Below are 22,648 nucleotides of genomic sequence, written 5' to 3' on the forward strand. Positions count from 1 at the left end.
TGCTGACGCGATTGCTCACCAACGCCTAATGTTAAAATGACACGAAATTACACCGCATCAATTCTGAAGCCATCTGCCTTTGGAAAGCCGGCTCTTGAACACCAGAAAATGCAAACTACAGACAATTATCCAGCTTAGCAGCATTGTGACGAGGGTATGAGAAAGAAAATGGCGGCCATTGAGCATCTGATAGCCGCCCATGACCCATCCGGCAGTCATCGCTGCAGCAATGACCATAATCATCCGTTTCCTCGTTCGAGCCAAGGGTACGAAAAGGAGAAGTGCGAAGCCGGCGGAGGCGTGACCTGCGGGAAAACACTTGCCGCTATCGCTCAAATCTCCCCTTTCAAAGGGCTGTAGATGTGGTTTTGTTCCACCATATTCCGTTAGCTGATAGGGGCAATATACGTCGGTAATCTTTTTCCCGATGCCTACGGTTAGCGGGACAAGAATGGCGCACAGGATAATGAAAAGATATTTGCGCTTGCGAAACCTTGCAAAAGGTCTGAGGACAAAGGAGAGCATGAACAATATGCAGAGGCCGCCCCCATAGGTGATTAATAGCCATCTTGGGAGATTATAAAAGAAAAACCGTGGAACCGGTTGATTTGCATCGATAATCCAAGCAGCGCCGTCAAAAAAATGATTTGAAATATGAAAATCAAGCCGAGCGACGTCAAAAACAATGACCACAAGGATGAGGAGGATGGCTGAAATCGACAGCTGATATCCGGTATTAAGGCCAAGGCCTGATTCTTGCGTTCCATTTTCCATTATAACGAACTCTCATGATCAACGAAGATGTTCATAGAGGGCTTAAAAGCGAGTACTTTTCGCGGTATATGTTCCGGAACATTTTGATTATGAAAAAGATGGCCCGGAATCGCATCAAAATCTGTTGGAGAATGTATGGCAAATCACATCCAAGCCGCCCTTTAATTTTGGTCGGGGTGAGAGGATTCGAACCTCCGACCCCGTCGTCCCGAACGACGTGCGCTACCAGGCTGCGCCACACCCCGACCGTGCCGGCCCGTGGTAAAATGGGCTCGGCGAGAGCAGAAGCGTTATAATCAGGTTTGGGCGGGTTCTGCAAGGGCGAAATGATACCGCCGCCCAAAATCTTTTAAAAACTAGAACGCCCGTTCGATGGAGAAATCAACGGCCTCCAACAAGGCTTCCTTGGTCTCGCTCTCCTCAAAGATACCGAGGGCGTCTTTCGCCATCGCGCCGTAGTGGCGCGCGCGCTCGATGGTGTCCTCAAGCGCGGAATGCTTCTTGATGATTTCGAGTGCCTGCGCCAGATCGCCGTCCTGCTGATCGCCATCCTCGACAACCCGTTTCCAGAAAGCCCGTTCCTCCGCATTGCCACGGCGGAAGGAAAGAAGGATGGGCAGGGTGACTTTACCTTCACGGAAATCATCACCAATGGCCTTGCCAAGTGCTTGCTGCTCGGCGGAATAATCAAGCGCGTCATCAACAAGCTGGAAGGCAATGCCGAGATTACGGCCATAGCTTTCAAGTGCCTGCGCCTCGGCTTTGGGGCGATCCGCCACCACGGCACCGACCTCGCAGGCAGCGGCAAAGAGCGCGGCAGTTTTGGAGGCAATCACCTGTAGATAACTGTCTTCGGTGGTGTTGGTATCGCCGACATTCATGAGCTGCATCACTTCGCCCTCCGCGATCACGGCGGAGGCGTTGGAGAGGATCGCGAGTACCTCAAGCGAGCCATCCTCGACCATCAGCTGGAAGGAGCGGCTGAACAGGAAATCGCCGACGAGCACGCTCGCCTGATTGCCCCAGAGGACATTGGCGGTTTCGTTCCCGCGCCTCAAATCACTTTCGTCCACCACATCGTCATGCAGCAAAGTGGCGGTATGGATAAACTCGACACAGGCCGCGAGCTTCTTCGCGCGGTCGCCCTGGTAGCCGCAGAGCTTGGCCGCGCCGAGGGTGAGAACCGGGCGCAATCGCTTGCCGCCCGCCGCGATCAGATGCTTCGCTAGCGTCGGGATCAGCTCCACCTCGCTATGCATCCGTTCCAGGATGATCTCGTTAGTATCGGCCAGATCCGCCTCGACAATGTCGAGCAGGCGTTTCAGGGTCGCTTTTGCGGGCTGTTCTTTTCTGTCGTCCAAGTTTACGATAATGGCCAAAGCTGCCTCGTTCAAAGGGTCGCGGGATCGTTTAAATTATTCGGCAGAGCATAGCTTAAGATGACAGCGGGTCAAGTGATGGCGGTCATATCCGGGCCGCGAGTTAGGGGAATTTTGTGAAAGAACTTATAAGGTGTAATGATCCGGTACTGATCTCCTATATTGTTGCCGTCCTGAAGGACGAACAGATTGAGGCGATTGTGCTGGATGAACACACATCGATACTGGAAGGGAGTATCGGTGCCATCCAGCGGCGGATCATGGTGACGGAGGATGATCACGCCGCGGCGCAGCAAATTCTCGTGGATATCGGTGAGGCGGAGGCAAAGAGCTGAACATGGGACTGGAGCGCGGAAATATCTCCGTTGAGGGGGCGGCCGAATACACGGAAGACCGGTTTCTTGGTAACGCGTTGAGTATCACACAGCCGAGGGAAGGATTTCGCGCCGGATCGGATGCGGTACTGCTCGGCGCGGCGGTTGAGGCAAAAGCAGGGGAGAGCTTGCTGGATGTCGGCTGTGGCGTTGGCACGGCGGGCTTCTGCGCACTTCATCGCCTGCCGGAGTGTCACCTTTGGGGGATCGAGTTACAGGCGGAGCTTGCTGCGCTTGCCCGGCTGAACATAGAAAAGAACGGCTTCGAGGATAAAACATCTGTTGTCGAGGCCGATATCGGCAACCGGAGTTCTTTCGCCGGGGTGACGGGCCCGGGCGGCAAACCGTTTCTGGAGGCAGGGTTCGATCATATTCTCACCAATCCACCGTTCTATGGTAAGGGACGGGCACGCAGCGCCAAGACAGAAAATAAAACTCTTGCGCATATCGAAGGGAGCGTGGCCCTCCCTGAGTGGCTGCAATTTTGTGTCGCGCGGGCGAAATCGAAAGGAACCGTAACGGTTATTCACCGGGCTGATCGGCTCGGCGATATTCTGGCTGTTCTTCAGAAAGGATGCGGACGGCTGAAAGTTGTGCCTCTCTGGCCGGAGGCGGGACAATCGGCGAAACGGGTGATCGTGCAAGGTATCAAGGGGGACAAGAGCCCGCTGGAACTGATGCGAGGGCTGGTACTGCATGAAAAGGACGGAACACCGACAGCAGCCGCCACCGCCATCGCCCGCGAAGGCGCGGCGCTCAAATCCATGTTATCATGAAAAGACTTGTACAGAGCGGTTAAATCCTTACCTTTACGGCCATGAATATAGTCAATCTTCTCAAAAAAACACCGCTCAAGCGGTTTTTCGATAAAGCGCCTCAAGTGGCTGTTTTGCCGCTTTATGGCGTGATCGCGCCCGGCGGCAACAAGCTGCGCGGCGAACATCTCAATCTAGCCAATCTTGCGGACCAGATAGAGGCGGCATTCGACACCAAGCGGTTAAGTGCCGTAGTGCTCGCCATCAACTCGCCGGGAGGATCGCCGGTGCAGTCCTCGCTCATTTTTGACCGAATTCGTCAGTTGGCGGACGAGAAGGGCGTACCGGTTTATGCTTTCGCCGAAGATGTGATGGCATCGGGCGGTTACTGGCTGGGCCTTTGTGCAGATGAGATTTATATCAACAAGAATTCCGTGGTCGGCTCCATTGGGGTGGTCTCGGCGGGCTTCGGCTTTCCGGCGTTGCTGGAGAAAGTCGGCGTGGATCGGCGGCTTTATTCGGCGGGGGAGAACAAGATCAAGCTTGATCCCTTCAGCCCTGAGAAGGAAGACGATATTCTCTGGCTCAAGAAAATCCAGGGCGATATCCATAACAATTTCAAGGAGCTGGTGAAAACCCGGCGCGGCGAACGGCTTAAAAAACGCAAAGACAAGGAGTTGTTCTCCGGTGATGTCTGGATCGGGGAAAAGGCAGCGGAACTCGGCCTTGTCGATGGCATCGCTGATCTGCGATCCTTCTGCCGCGAAAAGTTTGGCGAAAAAGTTCGCTTTAACCTTGTTGAGGGACGACAGGGCTTCCTTGCCAAGAAACTTGGCCTCGCGCAGCAGCAGGCTATCGGCGCCGATGCGGTCGATGCTCTGATCACCGCTGTTCGTAACCAGTCCCTCTGGGGACGGTTCGGTTTATGATTCGCAAGTCTCGGAAAGAGTAGGGCAGACGGATGTTTTCACCGGTTAAAATCATTCTGATCGTTTTGGTGCTGATCGGTGTCTTTTTTGCCCATCGCTTTTATCGTAGTACGATTGCCCCAACCCTCGATAAATCAAGGAAGAACCGGGAATTCAAGGGCCAGTCGTCCGATAAAATGCTCGATCTGGAGGAATGCCCGCGCTGCGGCGCTTTCGTCGCGGACCTTGGCGATCACAGTTGCAAGGATAAATAGAGCAAAGCGGGCTGTGGCCGGTTGACCCGCTCGTTGCGGGGCTTTATGTTGCACCGCAAATTCTCTCTTAGCAGTGTGGTCTGTAATTATGGCGGGTAATCTGGCCTCCGCGCCGTCCAATTCCTTTCAGGATCTGATCCTGACCCTACAACATTTCTGGTCATCGAAGGGCTGCGTTATCTTGCAGCCCTATGACATGGAAGTGGGCGCCGGAACGTTTCATCCGGCGACGACCCTGCGCGCACTCGGCCCGGAGCCGTGGAAAGCCGCCTATGTGCAGCCCTCGCGCCGCCCGACCGACGGCCGCTATGGCGAGAACCCCAACCGCACGCAGCATTACTACCAGTTCCAGGTACTCCTGAAACCGTCCCCGGATAACATTCAGGAACTCTATCTTGAAAGCATCTATGCCCTCGGGATTGACCCTAAGAACCATGATATTCGCTTTGTCGAAGATGATTGGGAAAGCCCGACCCTGGGCGCCTGGGGCCTCGGCTGGGAAGTCTGGTGCGACGGGATGGAAGTGAGCCAGTTCACCTTCTTCCAGCAGGTCGGCGGCTATGAATGCAGCCCGGTCTCCGGCGAACTGACCTACGGGCTTGAACGTCTTGCCATGTATGTGCAGGGCGTCGATCGCATGTTCGACCTGAAATGGAACAGCGAAGGCGTCACCTATGGCGATGTCTTTCTGCAGAACGAGAAGGAATTCTCCGCCTATAATTTCGAGCATTCGAATGTGGATATCCTGCTTCGTCATTTTGAGGATGCGGAAGTCCAGTGCCAGGAGATTCTGGCCGAGGGGCTTGCGCTGCCGGCCTATGACCAATGCATGAAGGCGAGCCATCTTTTCAACCTTCTCGATGCGCGCGGCGTCATCAGCGTGACTGAGCGCGCCGCCTATATCGGGCGGGTGAGGGCGCTTGCCAAGGGCTGCGCGACGGCCTGGCTCAAGGGCCGCGGACATCTGGCGGAGGAGGCATAAATGGCGGAATTGTTGCTGGAGCTTTTCTCCGAGGAAATCCCTGCGCGCATGCAGAACAAGGCGGCGGACGATCTGGTTCGCTTGGTGAGTGCTGGGCTGAAAGACGCCGGACTCGCATTCGAAAGCGCTCGCGGATTTGCGACGGCGCGGCGCCTTGCGCTTGTTATTGATGGCTTGCCGGTCGCTCAGCAGGATACGTCAGAGGAACGGCGTGGCCCCCGTGTCGGCGCCCCGGACAAGGCAGTGGAAGGTTTCCTGAAATCCGCCGGGCTCTCCCGTGATCAACTTGAGGAACGCGAGACGGAGAAGGGCAGCTTTTACTATGCTGTGATTGAGAGTAAAGGTCGGTCGACGATTGAGGTGCTGCCTGCGCTCCTGAATGCGGCGATCTCCGCCGTGCCCTGGCCGAAGCCGATGAAATGGGGCAGCTACACCGCCCGCTGGGTGCGTCCGCTCCACAATATTCTCTGCCTGTTTGACGGCAAGACGGTCCCTTTGAGCTGGGAGCATCTGACGGCCAATGACCAGACCTTCGGTCATCGCTTTATGGCACCGGCGGCAATTTCTGTGAAGGATTTTACCGATTATCGGGCGCGGCTTAAAACCGCCTATGTTGTGCTGGATGCCGCAGAGCGCGCGAAGATTATCGCGGCGGATGCGACGCGGCTGGCTGTGGATGAGGGGTTGACCCTTATTGATGATCCGGCGTTGCTCACGGAAGTTGCGGGCCTCGTCGAATGGCCGGAAAGCCTGATCGGCTCGATCGATACCAGCTTCCTTGAAGTGCCTCAGGAGGCGTTGATTTCTGCTATGCGCAGTCATCAGAAGTATTTCTCTCTTGCCGGGCCGGATGGCAAAATGGCCCCGCGCTTTATCGTGGTGGCGAATTTGCGTGCGGAAGATGGCGGCAAGCTGATCACCGCAGGGAACGAGCGGGTCCTGAGTGCGCGCCTGTCGGACGCGAAATTCTTTTGGGACAAGGATCGCGAAAAAAACCTTGAGGCCCGCGTACCCGATCTCGACAAGATCATTTTTCATGCGAAGCTCGGCACGGTGCGGGATAAAGTTGAACGGATCATTAAGCTGACCGCAGAGATTGCGCCCTATGTGCCGAACTCTGATGCCGATATGGCAGCACGGGCGGCCTTGCTTGCGAAAGCTGATCTCAGCACCGAAATGGTGGGTGAGTTTGCCGATTTGCAGGGGTTGATGGGCCGGTATTATGCGGCACATGACGGGGAGAATGAGGCCGTCGCGACAGCCATTCAGGAGCATTACTCCCCGCTCGGTCCGAACGATACATGCCCGTCCGAACCGACAAGCGTTATCGTTGCGCTCGCGGACAAGATAGATACCCTTACCGGCTTCTTCGCTATAGATGAAAAACCAACTGGATCTAAAGACCCATATGCGCTTCGCCGCGCAGCTCTGGGCGTGATCCGTTTGGTGCTGGAAAACAACCTGCGCCTGCCACTCTTGGAGATTTTCGAGAAATCAGGGGCGCTGCAATCAATACAGGAAACACTCAACGCGGATGAGCTACTCGCCTTTTTTGCCGACCGGTTGAAGGTGCATCTGAAAGAGCAGAATATCCGCCATGACTATATCAGCGCCGCCTTCGGTGAGGGGGGGGAAGACGATCTCGTCCGTCTGATGGCGCGGGTTGAGGCACTCTCAAATTTCCTCGGCTCCGATGATGGGGCGAATTTGTTGATTGCCTATCGCCGTGCGGCCAATATCCTCCGGATTGAGGAGAAGAAGGACGGAACCTCCTATGACCAGCCGGTTGATGAAAGCCTGCTGGAAGACGGGGCGGAGAAGGCCCTGCATGAACGTATGCATGAAGTTTCTAACCTTGTTTCGGGAGCGATTTCTCATGATGAGTTTGAAGCGGCGGGAACAGCGGCGGCGGCGTTGCGCAAACCCGTCGATGCTTTCTTCGACAAGGTGACGGTGAATGCTGATGACGCGGCACTCCGGGCGAACCGGCTCCGGCTTCTTTCCACAATCCGCAATCTTTTGGACCAACTCGCGGATTTATCGAAAATAGAAGGCTAATTTTTACTTTTTACGCGTATGAGCATCTGTATGACTCTAAAAAGTGAGTGAATTTAACATCAGAAGGGCGATATCGAGATGACGAAGTGGGTATATTCTTTTGGCGATGGCAAGGCGGATGGCACAGCGGAGATGCGTAATCTGCTGGGCGGTAAGGGTGCGAACCTGGCAGAGATGAGCAATCTTGGCCTTCCGGTACCGTCGGGCTTTACCATCACGACGGAAGTCTGTACGGCCTTTCTGGAAAATAATGAGATCTATCCCGATACACTTGCCGGACAGGTTGATGCGGCGATTGCCGAGATTGAAGATTCCGTCGGCGGCGGTTTTGGTAATGCGGAAAAACCGTTGCTGGTGTCGGTACGCTCCGGTGCGCGGGCGTCGATGCCGGGTATGATGGATACGGTCCTTAATCTCGGACTTAATGATGAGACTGTGAAGGGGCTGGAGGCACAAAGTGGCGACAAGCGCTTTGCCTATGACAGCTACCGCCGCTTTATCCAGATGTATTCCGATGTCGTGCTCGGCGTGGATCACTATCATTTTGAAGAACTTCTCGAAGTTTTGAAAGAAGAAAACGGCTTTCATCTCGATACCGATCTCGCGGCGGATGACTGGGAAAAGCTCGTCGGGCAATATAAACAGAAAGTTGAAGAAGAACTCGGCCGACCATTCCCACAGGATGTACAGGATCAGCTCTGGGGTGCCATTGGCGCCGTGTTCAGCTCCTGGACGAACCAGCGTGCGATCACCTATCGCCGCCTTCATGATATCCCGGCAAGCTGGGGCACGGCCGTCAATGTACAGGCAATGGTTTTCGGTAATATGGGGGATGACAGTGCGACCGGCGTCGCCTTCACTCGCGATCCATCTACGGGTCAGAAGATCTTCTACGGTGAATTCCTCGTGAATGCGCAGGGCGAGGATGTGGTTGCGGGTATCCGCACACCGCAGAACCTGACCAAGCAATCGCGTCTTGATGCGGGCTCTGAGGCCCCATCTATGGAGGAGGTCTTCCCCGAAGTTTTTGCCCAGCTTGTTGAGGTCTATAAAAAGCTCGAAGCGCATTATCACGACATGCAGGATATCGAGTTTACCGTCCAGCAGGGCAAACTCTGGATGTTGCAAACCCGGTCTGGCAAACGCACGGCGAAAGCGGCGCTTAAAATTGCCATCGACATGGTGAACGAAGGGCTTATCGACAAGAATGAGGCGATCAAACGCATTGATCCGGCCTCTCTCGATCAACTCCTGCATCCGACGCTCGACCCGGCTGCGGAACGCAATGTCATTGCACGTGGCTTGCCGGCGAGCCCCGGGGCCGCCTCTGGGCAGATCGTCTTTAATAGTGATGAAGCGGAAGCCCTCGCGGGCGAAGGAAAATCCGTCATTCTGGTTCGTATTGAAACAAGTCCCGAAGATATTCACGGCATGCATGCGGCGAAAGGCATTCTCACAAGCCGTGGCGGCATGACCAGCCATGCGGCGGTTGTTGCGCGCGGCATGGGCCGGGCCTGCGTCTCAGGTGCGGGATCGCTCAATATCGATTACAAGAACGAGACACTGAGTGTGCTCGGCGAAACCTATAAAAAGGGCGATATCGTCACCATTGACGGTGGCAGCGGCGAGGTGATGCTAGGCTCGGTCGATATGATTATGCCGGAACTGTCCGGGGAGTTTGGTGAGTTGATGTCCTGGGCCGATGAAATCCGCCGCATGAAAGTGCGCGCCAATGCGGAAACGCCGCTCGATGCGGAAACCGCGCGGAAATTTGGTGCGGAAGGTGTCGGCCTATGCCGGACCGAACATATGTTCTTCGATGCGGAGCGGATTGTCTCCGTTCGTCAGATGATCCTGTCTGAAACAATAGAGGAACGGCGGGACGCGCTGGCCAAGCTGCTCCCTTATCAGCGCGGTGACTTTATCGAGCTGTTCCGCATCATGGCGGGGCTGCCGGTGACCATCCGGCTTCTCGATCCGCCGCTCCATGAATTCCTGCCCAAAACGGATGAGGAAATCGACGATCTGGCCAAAGCACTTGGTGCGGAACCAGCGAAACTGCGTCACAGGGCGTTACAGCTTCATGAGTTTAACCCGATGCTCGGCCATCGTGGTTGCCGCCTCGGTATTTCTTTTCCGGAAATATACGAGATGCAGGCCCGCGCGATCCTTGAGGCCGCCGCGGAGGTTAGCAAGGAACTTGGCGCGACTGTGATTCCCGAGATCATGATTCCGCTGGTCGCTACAGAACGTGAGTTGGAAATCCTGAAAGACAAAATTAAGGCTGTTGCCGACGCGATCCATGACGAGACCGGCAAGGAGATTGAATATCTCATCGGCACGATGATCGAGCTGCCACGCGCCGCACTCCGGGCGGGGGATATCGCGAAAGAGGCTGAGTTCTTCTCCTTTGGGACGAATGACCTCACCCAAACGACCTATGGCATCAGCCGGGACGATAGTGGCTCCTTCCTGGAAGATTATGTGAACCAGGGGATCTATGAAACCGACCCCTTTGTTTCCCTCGATCAGGAAGGCGTTGGCGAACTGGTGCAGATTGCTGTCGATCGTGGCCGCGAGACGCGTGCCGATATCAAACTCGGCATATGCGGTGAACATGGCGGCGATCCGGCCAGTATCGATTTCTGCGAGCGGGTTGGCCTCGATTATGTCTCCTGCTCTCCTTACCGTGTGCCGATCGCACGCCTTGCGGCGGCTCAGGCTGCGCTGGGATTACTGCGGGTCTCCGAAGCCTGATCGGATTGGAGTTTCAATCAAAAGAAAAGCCCGGATTGCTCCGGGCTTTTTTATTATTCGATGACGATCTTGGGGCCAGATGAAGAACTGAGGCTTTCCTCGATTTTCCCTTGAACCTTCGCCGCCAGATCGCGGTAGATTTTGGCGTGCGGGCTGTCCGGTTCCGTTGCGGTGATTGGTGTGCCCGCATCAGAGGTTTTGCGGATATCCATATGCAGTGGCACTTCGCCCAGGAAGTCGACGCCGAGTTCGTTCGCAGTTTCATGAGCACCGCCATGTCCGAAGATGTCGGACCGCTCCCCGCAGGACGGGCAGAGGAAATAGCTCATATTCTCGATAATGCCGAACACAGGCACGTCGACTTTTCGAAACATATTCAATCCCTTACGGGCATCGATTAATGCTATATCTTGTGGTGTCGAGACGATTACAGCGCCGGCGAGTGGTACGCGCTGGGCCAACGTCAATTGCGCATCGCCGGTGCCGGGGGGCATATCGACGACAAGCACGTCCAATTCTCCCCAATCCACATCGAATACCATCTGTTGCAGTGCGCTCATGATCATGGGACCGCGCCAGATCATCGGCGTGTCCTCCTCTACAAGGAAGCCCATGGACATGACCTTCAGGCCCCATTTTTCCATCGGGATGAGCTTTTTGCCATCTTTTGAGTCTGGTTTGCCTTTCAGGCCGAGCATCCGCGGGAGGGAAGGGCCGTAAACATCGGCATCGAGCATCCCGACTTTTAGGCCGAGCGCGGAAAGCCCAAGTGCAAGATTAACGGCGCAGGTGGATTTACCTACGCCACCTTTACCAGAGGCGACGGCAACGATGGCGGCAACGCCCGGTACTTCCGGCTTTTGCGCAGGTTGTTGCGGCGCCTGTTTTTGCTGGGGTTGGCGGGGCGGGGCCGAAGGCGCAGCTTCCGGCGCAGCCTGTTCCGCCGTCAATACAACACTTGCCGATTTGACACCGGGTAGATTGAAGACCGCATCTTCACATTTCTTGCGAAGGAGTTCCATCTCACCCGCGTCTTTCGGGTTGATTTCAAGCGCGAAACCGACATTGCCTTCCTTGATCACCAGGCCGGCAATCAGGCCAAGTGCGACCACGCTTTTGCCTGACTTTTCGTCGATAACCTGATCGAGGCAATTGAGGATGGTTTGCTCATTTATTGCTGACATGCTTGAAAACTCCGCTTCGGACACAAAATGGTAGGCATAGACTAAAAATCTGCACGAATGCGGATTGAGAGAAATAAAGCGTTCTCGACCCGTGTTCCGTTGCAGAATGTTGCAGGGTGTCATATAACGCGACTACGTAAAGTTAGCAAACGCGCAAAATCAGCGCAGAAATGAAGGAGAGGCGACCATATGCCTTGGAACAATCAGGGTGGTAATGACGGAGGCTGGCAAGGCGGCGGTGGCAATCGCGGACCTTGGGGGTCAGGACCGAGCGGTCAACAACCCCCTAATCTCGAAGATATTATCAAGAAGGGCCAGGACCGGCTAAAAGATATCATTCCCGGCGGTGGTGGCGGCAAGATCGGCATCATCATTTTGTTGTTGGTTATCCTTTGTGCATGGCTGATCAGCGGCTTTTACAAGGTTGAGACCACGGAGCAGGGCGTTGTGCTTCGCTTTGGCAAATGGTCTGAAACAACCCAGCCCGGCCTGAACTATCATCTGCCTTATCCGATTGAGACGGTGCTGACGCCTGAAGTGACGAAAGTCAACAGTGTTGAGATCGGCTTCCGTCCGACACGCGGTGGCGGTTCAACTCCGGTTGAGGCGGAAAGCCTGATGCTCACCGGTGATGAGAATATCGTCGATGTCGGCTTTACCGTGCTTTGGCGGATCAGCGATGCAGGCAAGTTTCTCTTTAACGTCGATCAGCCGGAACTCACTATCAAAGCGGTGGGTGAAAGCGCAATGCGTGAGGTGATTGGCCGAACAGAACTGACGGCGGCCATTACGGAAGGTCGGTTACTGGTTGAGACAGAAGTGTTGAAACGGCTTCAGGAAGTGCTCGATGAGTATGGCGCCGGTGTCACGATCCTTCAGGTACAGCTTAAAAATGCGGAACCGCCGAGCCAGGTGATTGCCGCGTTCCGCGATGTGCAGGCCGCTGAGGCCGACAAGGAACGGGCGCAGAACGAGGCGCTAGCCTATGCCAACGACATCATTCCCCGGGCCCGTGGTCAGGCGGAAATGATCCGTCAGGAAGCAGAAGGCTATAAGCAGCGCGTGATTGCTGAAGCTGAAGGTGAAGCCGCGCGCTTTATCTCCATCTATAACGAATATGCCAAGGCGCCTTATGTGACGCGCCAGCGTATCTATCTTGAGACGCTGCAGGAAGTGTTCACGGGTAAGCAGAAAATGATCATTGATATTGGCAAGGACGGAGCGCAAGGCGTTGTTCCCTACCTGCCGCTCAATGAACTGCAGAAAGGGGCGACCAAGAAATGAATAAAACATTCCTGACAGTTATCGCCATTTTGCTGGTGGCAATTGGTGTTGTTGCTTCAAGTGCACTTTTCACAGTTTATCAGACAGAGCAGGCGATCGTCATGCAGTTCGGTAAACCGCAAAAGGTTATTCAGGAACCCGGCCTGAACTTCAAGGTGCCCTTCGTGCAAGACGTGGTTTTTGTAGATAAGCGTGTGCTATCCATCAGCACACAGCGTGAAGAAGTTGTGACACGGGATCAGAAGCGCTTGATGGTGGATAGTTTTGCCCGATTCCGTATCGCTAACCCGCTGCAGTATTACCAGTCCTATGGTAATATCCAGATCGCCTATACGCGACTGGAAACCATCCTGAACTCACAGCTCCGGCAGAATCTTGGTCGCCAGTCTCTGAACAATATTGTTTCGGGCGAGCGGTCCAACCTGATGAACCAGATCCGGGAACAGGTAAACAAGGAAGCCAAGGCATCCGGCATTGATGTGATTGACGTGCGTATCGTCCGCGCTGACCTGCCGAAAGAAAACAGTGAGAAGGTCTTCGACCGTATGCGGTCCCAGCGTGAGCAGGAAGCCAAGGAAATCCGGGCAACGGGTGCGGAAATCGCCCAACGGATCACGGCCAATGCGGATAAGGAACGCACGGTCCTGATCGCCAATGCCCGGAAGGATTCAGAAATCCTGCGCGGTGAGGGCGACGGCGAGAAAAACCGTATCTTCGCCGACGCGTTCGGTAAGGACGAGGATTTCTTCGCCTTCTACCGCTCCATGCAGGCCTATCGCGGGTCGATGTCGGACTCGGACACAACCATGGTGCTGTCGCCGACATCGCAGTTTTTCAAATATTTCGATCGACAGAGTGTCACCTCTGAAGAAGACAAATAGGTAACAGTTTTAAAACGGCCCGTATCAGATTGCGGGCCGTTTTTTACAAGAGGCGGGACGCGTGGTAACGGATATTATGCTGGCGGCGGCGTTGGTGCTGTTTTTTGAAGGTGCGCTCTATGCCCTGTTTCCCGACGGCATGAAGCGGATGATGGCGTCGGCGCTGACGATGCCAAGTCATGTTTTACGGATTGTCGGCCTGGCGGCGGCCATTCTCGGTGTTATTTTTGTCTGGCTTATACGAGGATAACGCAAAGTTTCACCTTGAAATTTAAAGGAATTTTGCATTTAACCAACAAAATTTCAAAAACAGGTTTCATTTGCACATTTCTGCCTTAATTGATTTCTAGGTACATACAGCGCAATGCATCGGAGATATAAAAACCGGTGGATGAAACAAGAGGGGAATATATTGTCAGTTGATCCTCTGCTCGCGATCTTTGGACCCCGGCAGAGAATCGAATTATAGAAGGAAGATAGTCTTGTATAACCGATACTCAGCACTGCCAAAATCGGCGGAGATTGTTGCTCGGCCTGTCGCGAAACCGGCGCCGAACGCATATAAAATGGGCGCGATCGCCATTTCAACATTGACAGTTTTCACCCTGATGATGGTGTTTGCTGTGGGCGCGAAGGCGCGGGGTGCCCCGGACAGCTTTGCGGATCTTGTGGAAAAACTGTCGCCAGCAGTTGTCAATATTTCGACAACACAGACTGTGAAGGGCCCGAGCGGCGGGTTCCCGAAACTACCCGACGGCCATCCGTTTGAAGATTTCTTCAAGGAATTCGGCAATAAGGACAAAAACGGGGAGCAGCGTGAACGCAAAGCCACCTCTCTCGGTTCCGGCTTCGTGATTGATGCGGGCGATGGCTATGTCATCACCAACAATCATGTGATTGACGGCGCGGATGAAATCAAAGTTATTTTCCAGGATGGCGAGAAAGTGTCGGCGACCCTCGTGGGGACGGATCCGAAAACCGATATCGCGGTTCTGAAAATCGATCCTAAAGATCATCCGCTTGTGGATGTCGGCTGGGGCGACAGTGATAAGTCCCGTGTTGGCGATTGGGTGCTGGCAATCGGCAATCCCTATGGTCTTGGTGGTACAGTGACCGCCGGTATCGTCTCGGCGCGCGGCCGTGATATCCGCTCTGGTCCCTATGATGACTATATCCAGACTGACGCCTCCATCAACAAGGGTAACTCCGGTGGTCCCCTGTTCAACATGGACGGCGAAGTCATTGGCATCAACACCGCGATTTTCTCTCAGTCCGGCGGCAGTATTGGAATCGGCTTTGCCGTTCCCTCTGAACTTGCAGTACCGGTTGTTGAGCAGTTGATCGAGTTTGGCAAGACCAGTCGCGGTTGGCTCGGTGTTGTGATCCAGCCGGTGACAGAGGAAATTGCCGAAGGGCTTGATCTTTCCGATACGGATGGCGTTCTGGTTGCGGGCGTTCCGGAAGACGGTCCGGCGTTCAAGGCCGGTGTCAAGGCGGGCGATGTTATCCTGAAGTTCAATGGCGAAGAGGTCAGCGAACCACGTGAACTGTCCCGTCTGGTGGCGGAATCCAAGGTGGGCTCCAAAGTCTCCGTGGAACTGTGGCGCGGTGGCAAGACCGAGACATTGGACGTGACACTGGGCGAGCTTGAAAAAGCGGAGACTGCCATGGCGAGTGCGTCTCCAACTAAGGGCAGCAGCGACAAGATTGACTTGTTGGGTATGGAGTTGGCGGCGATTGATGATGCCGCGCGTGAGCAGTTCAATATCAGCCCGGATTTAAACGGCGTCTTGGTAACGGATGTTGATCCGGACTCTGAAGCCGCTGAAAAGGGCATTCGTGCCGGGGATGTGGTTGCCGAAGCGCAGCTTGAGCCGGTCTCGAACCCTGAACAGATGAAGGAGCGGATTGCGGAAATAAAGGCGACGGACAAGAAGTCTGTCCTGCTTCTGTTGAAGCGTGGCGATAATTCCCGCTTTATCGCCTTGAAGCTGAATAAGGAAAGCTAACCTATAGCTGATCCTGAAAAGGTGGCGCCCCTCGGACGAGGGGGCGCCATTTTTTATGCCTGGACGAATTCGCTTTGCCGGTAACCCTGATAGTAGAGGAGGGTGGTTAGGTCGCCGAAGCGGATGGTCGCATCTGCCGCGGCCGCAGCTTTCGCTTTGGCGTGATAGGCAACGCCAAGTCCCGCTGCTTCAATCATGGGGATGTCGTTCGCGCCGTCACCGATTGCCGCCGTTTCTTCTCGGCGAAGAGAATATTCATGGCGCAGGGATTCCAGCGTGTTGAGCTTGGCGGCTGAATTCAGGATCGGCTCTACCGCGACACCGGTCAGCGCGCCATTTTCGAACAAAAGCTTGTTGCTCATATCCATATGGAAACCAACAAGGTCCCGCACACGGCCGGTGAAAAAGGTAAAGCCGCCGGAGACGAGCGCAGTATAAGTGCCATTTGATCGCATGGTCTGCACCAGCGTGCGGGTGCCGGGAGTGAGGGTGACGCGTTCGTCAAAAACTTGCTGCAGGATGTCTTCGCGGAGACCCTTCAGCATGGCCACGCGGGCGCGAAAGGCCTCGTTAAAATCCAGTTCACCGTTCATCGCCTGTTCGGTAATCTCTGAGACTTCCTCCCGAAAGCCTGCGAAATCCGCAAGTTCATCGATGCATTCGACGGTGATGATTGTGCTGTCCATATCGGCAAGGAAAAGCTTTTTGCGCCGGAACTCCCCGGGTTGCAGGCAAAAATCGACGGTTTCGAGGAGTCCCGCGTTCTTCAGGCTCTCCTCTGCCACGTTTCTCTCCAATTCGTCAAAGGCGATATCGACGGCGTGGTCCTCTTTCAGCCAGTCCGTCGCGGCGCAGTTGGCCCCGGCGTCGATAAGAGTTTTCCGGGCTATATCGGCGATATTGCGAATTGAACTTTGCGCTGTATGATCAGCGACAAGGGTGAGAACCGATTTCTGTGTCATAACGTGAGGCCACAATTCCTTGACGGATAAAAATGCATTGCCGATCCAGCGCCAGACGGGGACGGTCCTGTTGGCCGGGCCCACCGCCAGCGGCAAATCCGCGTTGGCCATTGCCATAGCAGAGGAATTTGACGGTGTCATCATCAATGCGGACAGTATGCAGGTTTATAGTGGCCTGCGCGTTCTGACCGCCCGCCCGAGCGTGGAAGAGGAAGCGAGTGCCCCTCATCGGCTGTATGGGGTGCTGGACCCGGCGGATTATTGCAACGCGGCGCGTTGGCGGGATATGGCACTCAAAGAGATCGAGGATGTGCAAAGCGAGGGTAAGCTACCTGTCATCGTCGGCGGGACGGGCCTTTATTTTGATATCCTGACCAAGGGCATCGCCGAGGTGCCGACTATCTCCGACGAGGTGAGGAAACGCCTTCGTGATCTTCATAAGCGGGAAGGCAATACCGTCATCCATAAAATGCTGGCTGCGAAAGACCCAGACATGGCAGCCCGGCTTCATGAAGGAGATAGCCAACGCATTCTCAGAGCGCTGGAGGTGGTGGAGGAAACCGGCGTGACACTGGGCGAGTGGCAGAAGAGTGCGCCGTCAGGCGATATATTGCAAGGACCGCGGGCTTGGCTCGCCCTGACGCCCGAACGGGAATGGCTTTATGATCGCTGCAATCGTCGTCTCGCCTGGATGGTGGAGGAAGGCGGCGCGCTGGAAGAGGTGAAAACACTGATGGAACGCAAGCTCGATCCGGCACTTCCGGCAATGAAAGCGCTTGGCGTCCCGGAACTAATTGCGGTTCTTGACGGAACACTGGAGCGGGATGCGGCGTTGGAGCGAATTAAGACGCTCACCCGGCGCTATGCGAAACGTCAAATGACATGGGTTCGGAATAAGATGTGCGAAGCAAATCGATCTTCTGCGCAAGATTTGGAAAGTTTAAAAGAGGAATTCTTTCCATTTATTCGTCGATTTTTGTTGACGGCAGGGGAATGAAGGTCTAGTTTCCCCAATCGGTGTCAAGCTTTACGGCCCGAAAGTAACGCCCGGCAATGCGCCGGGCGCTTTTTTTCTATTGATACGCAGCTAAAACAGCCAAGCAAAAGATTAGGATCAGGCAGATGGCGAACGAGGAATTGACAGGAGCAGGAATTGTTATCAAAGCGCTGAAGGATCAGGGCGTGGAGGTGATTTTCGGGTATCCTGGGGGCGCCGTGCTTCCGCTTTATGATGAAATCTTCAAGCAGAACAGCATCCGCCATATCCTTGTCCGTCAGGAAGGCGGCGCGGTTCATGCGGCGGAAGGGTATGCCCGTTCGACCGGCAAGCCCGGCGTCGTTCTGGTGACATCCGGCCCCGGCGCGACCAATGCGGTGACAGGCCTCGCCGATGCACTGATGGACAGTATTCCGATTATCTGCCTGACCGGGCAGGTGGCGACCCATATGATCGGCAATGACGCCTTTCAGGAGGCCGATACCGTGGGTATCACGCGCCCCGTCACTAAACATAATTATCTCGTGAAGGATGCGAATGATCTCGCCCGTGTGATGCATGAGGCCTTTTATGTCGCGACAAATGGCCGTCCCGGCCCGATCGTGATCGACCTGCCGAAGGATGTGCAACTCGCGCCGGGTAAATATGTGCCGCCGTCGATGGTCAAGCACAAGAGCTATCAACCGCAGATCAAAGGCGACCTGAAGGCGATTAAGGCGGCGGTCAAGCTGATTGCGAACGCCAAGCGGCCGATCTTCTATACGGGCGGTGGTGTTATTAATTCCGGCCCGAAAGCATCGAAGCTGTTGACCCAACTCGTCCGGCTGACCGGTCATCCGATCACCAATACCCTGATGGGGCTGGGTGCTTATCCGGCGTCTGATAAGCAGTTCCTCGGGATGTTGGGGATGCACGGCACTTATGAGGCGAACCACGCCATGCATGATTGCGATGTCATGGTTTGTATCGGGGCGCGTTTCGATGACCGGATCACAGGGCGTCTGGATGCCTTCTCGCCGAATTCAAAGAAAATTCATGTTGATATCGACCCGTCTTCCATCAACAAGAACATACGGGTGGATATCCCGATTGTCGGCGACGTTGCCCATGTGCTTGAAGACATGATCAAGGTTTGGAAATCGGAAGTTCATAAGCCGGAGGCGTCGGCGACTAAAAAATGGTGGGCGCAGATTGAGGGATGGCGGGCAAAGGACTGCCTGAAGTTCGAGCAAAAGGGCAAGGCGATCAAGCCGCAATACGCCCTGTCCCGCCTGAACGAACTGACAAAGGATATGGACCGCTATTTCACTACGGAAGTGGGGCAGCATCAGATGTGGGCGGCGCAGTATCTGCAATTTGACGAGCCGAACCGCTGGATGACTTCAGGCGGGCTTGGGACCATGGGCTATGGTCTGCCGTCGGCAATGGGCGTGCAGATTGCTCACCCGGATGCGCTGGTGGTTGATGTTGCTGGCGAAGCCTCAACCATGATGAATATTCAGGAGCTGTCGACCATCCTGCAATACCGCCTGCCGGTGAAGGTTTTTATCCTCAACAATGAATATATGGGCATGGTACGTCAGTGGCAGGAACTGCTGCATGGCGGGCGCTATTCGGAAAGCTACATGGAAAGCCTGCCCGACTTTGTGAAGCTGGCGGAGGCGTTCGGCTCCACGGGCCTGCGTTGCTCTGATCCGGATAAAGTTGATGACTGCATCAAGGAAATGATCTCTATCAAGGGACCGGTGGTTGTCGATATGATTGTCGATAAAGCCGAGAATGTCTTCCCAATGGTTCCCTCTGGCGCGGCGCATAATGAAATGCTGCTCGGCACCGAGGCGGACGACGCGGGGCCGAAGGTTACATCCGATGGGCTGTCGCTGGTCTAGCGGCGGTCAAATTTCCTTCGAAAAGCTATGGATTTAACGCTAATGCTGGTTTACAAAAGACCCGCGCTTGCAAAGAGGTTGTCTGGATAATGACTGAAGATACCGAAATATTCCGCCATACCATCTCCGTTCTCGTCGATAATGAGTTCGGTGTGTTGGCGCGCGTGGTCGGCCTTTTCTCCGGTCGCGGATATAATATTGAAAGCCTGACCGTCGCCCGCGTGGACGAGGAAGAAAATCTTTCTCGGATTACCATCGTCACTACGGGAACGCTTATGGTTATTGAACAAATCAAGGCTCAATTGGGTAGGTTGGTGCCTGTGCACAAAATTGCCGATCTGACCATCGACGGCCCAAGCGTAGAACGCGAAATGGCGCTGGTGAAGGTGGTCAGCAAGGGCGAAAAACGGGTTGAGGCATTGCGCATGGCGGATATTTTCCGCGCCCGCGCAGTTGATACAACAGAGGATTCCTTTGTCTTTGAAGTCACGGGTGTTCCTGACAAGGTCAAGGCCTTTATCGGCCTGATGAAGCCGCTCGGCAAGGCGGAAGTTTGCCGGACAGGGGTTGTTGCGGTCCATCGCGGCACCGATGTCTTTTAGGGCGGTTCACCACAGAATTTGAATACAGATAGAAGTTTATAATCGAGAAGGAACGATACGATGCGCGTATACTACGACAGCGATGCCGATGTTAATCTGATCAAAGGCAAAAAAGTTGTCATCGTCGGCTATGGCAGCCAGGGCCACGCCCACGCCAATAACCTGAAAGATTCCGGTGCTGAGAATGTGGCCGTTGCGCTTCGGGCAGGATCTTCTTCCGCTGTGAAAGCAGAGGGCGCGGGCCTTAAGGTCATGACCCCGGCGGATGCCGCCAAATGGGGCGACGTGATCATGATGCTCACCCCTGACGAGCTGCAGGCGGACATCTATGAAGAAGAACTCGCGCCAAACATGAAGGACGGTGCGGCGCTTGTCTTCGCCCATGGCCTGAACGTGCATTTCAACCTGATCGTTCCGCGCTCCGACATGGATGTGTTCATGATTGCACCGAAGGGCCCCGGCCACACGGTTCGCTCTGAATATCAGCGCGGCGGCGGAGTGCCTTGCCTCGTGGCTGTTCATCAGGACGCCTCTGGTAACGCGCTTGATATTGCGCTTTCTTATGCCTCTGCTATCGGTGGCGGCCGTGCCGGTATCATCGAGACCAGTTTCAAGGAAGAATGCGAAACCGATCTCTTCGGCGAGCAGGCAGTCCTCTGTGGTGGCTTGGTTGAGCTTATCCGTGCTGGCTTTGAAACATTGGTAGAAGGTGGCTATGCCCCTGAAATGGCCTATTTCGAATGTCTGCATGAAGTGAAGCTGATTGTTGACCTGATCTATGAAGGCGGCATTGCGAACATGAATTACTCCATCTCCAACACGGCAGAATATGGAGAGTATGTCACTGGTCCGCGCATTGTGACGCCGGAAACCAAGGCGGAAATGAAGCGCGTTCTTGATGATATTCAGTCGGGCCGCTTCACCCGCGACTGGATGCTGGAGAACAAGGCACGCCAGACAAGCTTCAAGGCGATCCGCGCCCGTAACGACGCCCATGAGATTGAGGAAGTCGGCGAACGTCTGCGCGCGATGATGCCTTGGATTGCAGAAGGCCGTCTGGTCGATAAATCCAAGAACTAGCCGTTCTTAACGTCTCAAACTGAAAAGCCGGCCGTTGCGCCGGCTTTTTTTATTTGCCAGCCTCAGGGATGCGGGAGGAGGGTATGTGGATAAATTTTTTAGAAATTCTACGCGAATTATGGTTAATGACATTTGCGTAATTGTCCTATCTGCTTTACAAATCAAATGCCCGAAGTTGAGAATAAATCGTATTAGTCTGCGTATGGTGGGAAAAAATTAACTATCTTCTGCAATGATTGGTTTATGTCGCCGATGTCTGTTGAAACAGGCGTCACTGGTGGCATAGGGCGCGGGTGTCAGCACTCTCAGGCGGAAGGTGTAATTAACCGGTCTGTGGCAGATAAATGATGTTGGTGCGCGTTGTGTTGATATTGCGGGGTTCGGGGACCGGATCTCTTCTAATGAGTGTGTGAGGCAGCTTAATGTTAAATGGATTACTCGGCTGGATGTCGGCCGACATGGCCATCGACCTTGGAACCGCGAATACGCTGGTTTATGTCAAAGGCCGCGGTATTGTTCTGAATGAACCTTCGGTTGTAGCAATCCTGCACAATAAGGGTAAGAAACAGGTTCTCGCTGTTGGCGACGAAGCGAAGATGATGCTGGGTCGGACACCGGGCAACATCGAGGCCATTCGCCCCCTTCGTGACGGTGTCATCGCCGATTTTGAGATCGCCGAGGAAATGATCCGGCATTTCATCCAGAAAGTTCATCATCGTCGCAGCTTTGCGCGTCCCTTGATCATTATTTGCGTTCCGTCGGGTTCCACCGCCGTTGAGCGGAAGGCGATTAAGGAAGCAGCCGAGAATGCTGGCGCGCGTCAGGCGATCCTGATTGACGAGCCGATGGCCGCCGCAATTGGCGCCGGGCTCCCTGTGACGGAGCCAACCGGCTCCATGGTTGTTGATATCGGTGGTGGGACGACAGAAGTCGCGGTTCTCTCCCTCGGTGGTATCGTCTATTCGAAGAGCGTCCGCGTTGGCGGCGACAAGATGGACGAGGCAATCATCGCCTATATCCGCCGCAATCATAACCTGCTCGTCGGTGAAAGCTCCGCCGAGCGGATCAAGAAACTGATCGGATCAGCCTGCGCGCCGGAAGATGGCGAAGGCGAGACCATGGAAATTCGCGGCCGTGACCTGATGAACGGTGTGCCGAAAGAATTGATCATCAGCCAGCGGCAGATCGCCGAAAGCCTTGCGGAGCCCGTGGGCGCCATTATAGAGGCGGTAAAAGTCGCCTTGGAACACACTGCGCCGGAACTTGCCGCGGATATCGTGGACAAAGGTATTATCCTGACTGGCGGTGGTGCATTGCTTGGTAATTTTGATCATGTCCTGCGTCAGGCAACGGGGCTTCCCGTTTCTATTGCCGAAGAGCCGCTCTCCTGTGTCGCCATCGGTACGGGCCGCGCTCTGGAAGAAATCAAGACGCTTCGTCACGTACTTAGCGGAGAAAGCTAAACCCTTGGGCAAACGGAATTCTGGTCCGGAGGGCA

General features: G+C 54.8%; 20 protein-coding genes and 1 tRNA gene. 16 read left to right on the plus strand and 5 right to left on the minus strand.

Features of this window, described 5'->3' with window-relative positions; translation table 11 throughout:
- Positions 1 to 57: 57 nt before the first annotated feature.
- The 3 genes from LKE13_RS11835 to LKE13_RS11845 all read right to left on the minus strand — a co-directional run bounded on the left by LKE13_RS11835 (position 58) and on the right by LKE13_RS11845 (position 2,153).
- Positions 58 to 774 (minus strand): phosphatase PAP2 family protein, encoded by a 717-nt coding sequence (locus LKE13_RS11835; protein ID WP_227951576.1) that lies wholly within the window; start codon positions 772 to 774, stop codon positions 58 to 60.
- 168 nt (positions 775 to 942) lie between these two features.
- Positions 943 to 1,019 (minus strand) — tRNA-Pro (locus LKE13_RS11840).
- Positions 1,020 to 1,130: 111 nt separating this feature from the next.
- Entirely contained in the window at positions 1,131 to 2,153 is a 1,023-nt protein-coding gene (locus tag LKE13_RS11845; protein WP_227951577.1) for a polyprenyl synthetase family protein, read from the minus strand.
- Positions 2,154 to 2,269: 116 nt separating this feature from the next.
- Here LKE13_RS11845 and LKE13_RS11850 point away from each other — a divergent pair, with 116 nt between their 5' ends.
- From LKE13_RS11850 to ppdK, 7 genes are all read left to right on the plus strand, one after another.
- Positions 2,270 to 2,488 carry a DUF2007 domain-containing protein gene (locus LKE13_RS11850; protein ID WP_227951578.1) on the plus strand — a complete coding sequence of 73 codons (219 nt, stop codon included), beginning with the start codon at positions 2,270 to 2,272 and terminating at the stop codon, positions 2,486 to 2,488.
- Positions 2,489 to 2,490: 2 nt separating this feature from the next.
- Positions 2,491 to 3,303 (plus strand): tRNA1(Val) (adenine(37)-N6)-methyltransferase, encoded by an 813-nt coding sequence (locus LKE13_RS11855; protein ID WP_227951579.1) that lies wholly within the window; start codon positions 2,491 to 2,493, stop codon positions 3,301 to 3,303.
- Positions 3,304 to 3,407: 104 nt separating this feature from the next.
- Entirely contained in the window at positions 3,408 to 4,211 is an 804-nt protein-coding gene (locus tag LKE13_RS11860) for a S49 family peptidase (RefSeq protein WP_227951580.1), read from the plus strand.
- A 32-nt stretch (positions 4,212 to 4,243) separates the two neighbouring features.
- Positions 4,244 to 4,465, plus strand: coding sequence for a hypothetical protein (locus LKE13_RS11865; protein ID WP_227951581.1), 222 nt, complete (start codon positions 4,244 to 4,246; stop codon positions 4,463 to 4,465).
- A gap of 88 nt (positions 4,466 to 4,553) precedes the next feature.
- On the plus strand, positions 4,554 to 5,447 hold the full coding sequence (locus LKE13_RS11870; protein ID WP_227951582.1) for a glycine--tRNA ligase subunit alpha: 894 nt from the start codon (positions 4,554 to 4,556) through the stop codon (positions 5,445 to 5,447).
- Complete coding sequence (gene glyS / locus LKE13_RS11875; protein ID WP_227951583.1) at positions 5,448 to 7,505, plus strand: glycine--tRNA ligase subunit beta; 2,058 nt, start codon at positions 5,448 to 5,450, stop codon at positions 7,503 to 7,505.
- A 78-nt stretch (positions 7,506 to 7,583) separates the two neighbouring features.
- Positions 7,584 to 10,262, plus strand: a complete 2,679-nt coding sequence (ppdK, locus tag LKE13_RS11880; protein WP_227951584.1) for a pyruvate, phosphate dikinase — start codon at positions 7,584 to 7,586, stop codon at positions 10,260 to 10,262.
- A 53-nt stretch (positions 10,263 to 10,315) separates the two neighbouring features.
- Here ppdK and LKE13_RS11885 read toward each other — a convergent pair whose 3' ends face one another.
- Positions 10,316 to 11,446 carry an Mrp/NBP35 family ATP-binding protein gene (locus tag LKE13_RS11885; protein ID WP_227951585.1) on the minus strand — a complete coding sequence of 377 codons (1,131 nt, stop codon included), beginning with the start codon at positions 11,444 to 11,446 and terminating at the stop codon, positions 10,316 to 10,318.
- A 189-nt stretch (positions 11,447 to 11,635) separates the two neighbouring features.
- Between LKE13_RS11885 and hflK the strand changes: the two genes are divergently transcribed.
- From hflK to LKE13_RS11905, 4 genes are all read left to right on the plus strand, one after another.
- Positions 11,636 to 12,730 (plus strand): FtsH protease activity modulator HflK, encoded by a 1,095-nt coding sequence (gene hflK / locus LKE13_RS11890; RefSeq protein ID WP_227951586.1) that lies wholly within the window; start codon positions 11,636 to 11,638, stop codon positions 12,728 to 12,730.
- Positions 12,727 to 13,611, plus strand: a complete 885-nt coding sequence (hflC, locus tag LKE13_RS11895; RefSeq protein WP_227951587.1) for a protease modulator HflC — start codon at positions 12,727 to 12,729, stop codon at positions 13,609 to 13,611. Before hflK ends, hflC begins: the two co-directional genes overlap by 4 nt.
- 61 nt (positions 13,612 to 13,672) lie before the next feature.
- Positions 13,673 to 13,861, plus strand: coding sequence for a DUF2065 domain-containing protein (locus LKE13_RS11900; protein WP_227951588.1), 189 nt, complete (start codon positions 13,673 to 13,675; stop codon positions 13,859 to 13,861).
- A gap of 316 nt (positions 13,862 to 14,177) precedes the next feature.
- Positions 14,178 to 15,620, plus strand: a complete 1,443-nt coding sequence (locus LKE13_RS11905; RefSeq protein ID WP_415776530.1) for a DegQ family serine endoprotease — start codon at positions 14,178 to 14,180, stop codon at positions 15,618 to 15,620.
- Positions 15,621 to 15,673: 53 nt separating this feature from the next.
- On the opposite strand, the gene serB is transcribed toward LKE13_RS11905, so the two are convergent.
- Entirely contained in the window at positions 15,674 to 16,582 is a 909-nt protein-coding gene (gene serB, locus LKE13_RS11910; protein WP_227951590.1) for a phosphoserine phosphatase SerB, read from the minus strand.
- A 19-nt stretch (positions 16,583 to 16,601) separates the two neighbouring features.
- Between serB and miaA the strand changes: the two genes are divergently transcribed.
- The 5 genes from miaA (at position 16,602) to LKE13_RS11935 (ending at position 22,613) form a co-directional block, all read left to right on the plus strand.
- A complete protein-coding gene (gene miaA / locus LKE13_RS11915) occupies positions 16,602 to 17,579 on the plus strand; it encodes a tRNA (adenosine(37)-N6)-dimethylallyltransferase MiaA (protein WP_227951591.1) in 978 nt (325 codons plus the stop codon).
- Between the two features lie 125 nt (positions 17,580 to 17,704).
- The gene (locus LKE13_RS11920) at positions 17,705 to 19,468 is read left to right on the plus strand and encodes an acetolactate synthase 3 large subunit (RefSeq protein ID WP_227951592.1); all 1,764 of its coding nucleotides are present in this window, start codon (positions 17,705 to 17,707) and stop codon (positions 19,466 to 19,468) included.
- A gap of 89 nt (positions 19,469 to 19,557) precedes the next feature.
- Complete coding sequence (gene ilvN, locus LKE13_RS11925) at positions 19,558 to 20,070, plus strand: acetolactate synthase small subunit (protein ID WP_227951593.1); 513 nt, start codon at positions 19,558 to 19,560, stop codon at positions 20,068 to 20,070.
- A gap of 60 nt (positions 20,071 to 20,130) precedes the next feature.
- Positions 20,131 to 21,150 carry a ketol-acid reductoisomerase gene (gene ilvC, locus LKE13_RS11930; protein ID WP_227951594.1) on the plus strand — a complete coding sequence of 340 codons (1,020 nt, stop codon included), beginning with the start codon at positions 20,131 to 20,133 and terminating at the stop codon, positions 21,148 to 21,150.
- 422 nt (positions 21,151 to 21,572) lie between these two features.
- The gene (locus tag LKE13_RS11935) at positions 21,573 to 22,613 is read left to right on the plus strand and encodes a rod shape-determining protein (protein ID WP_227951595.1); all 1,041 of its coding nucleotides are present in this window, start codon (positions 21,573 to 21,575) and stop codon (positions 22,611 to 22,613) included.
- Positions 22,614 to 22,648: the final 35 nt, after the last annotated feature.

It is taken from the genome of Sneathiella sp. HT1-7, from assembly GCF_020731145.1.
Taxonomy (GTDB): Bacteria; Pseudomonadota; Alphaproteobacteria; order Sneathiellales; family Sneathiellaceae; genus Sneathiella.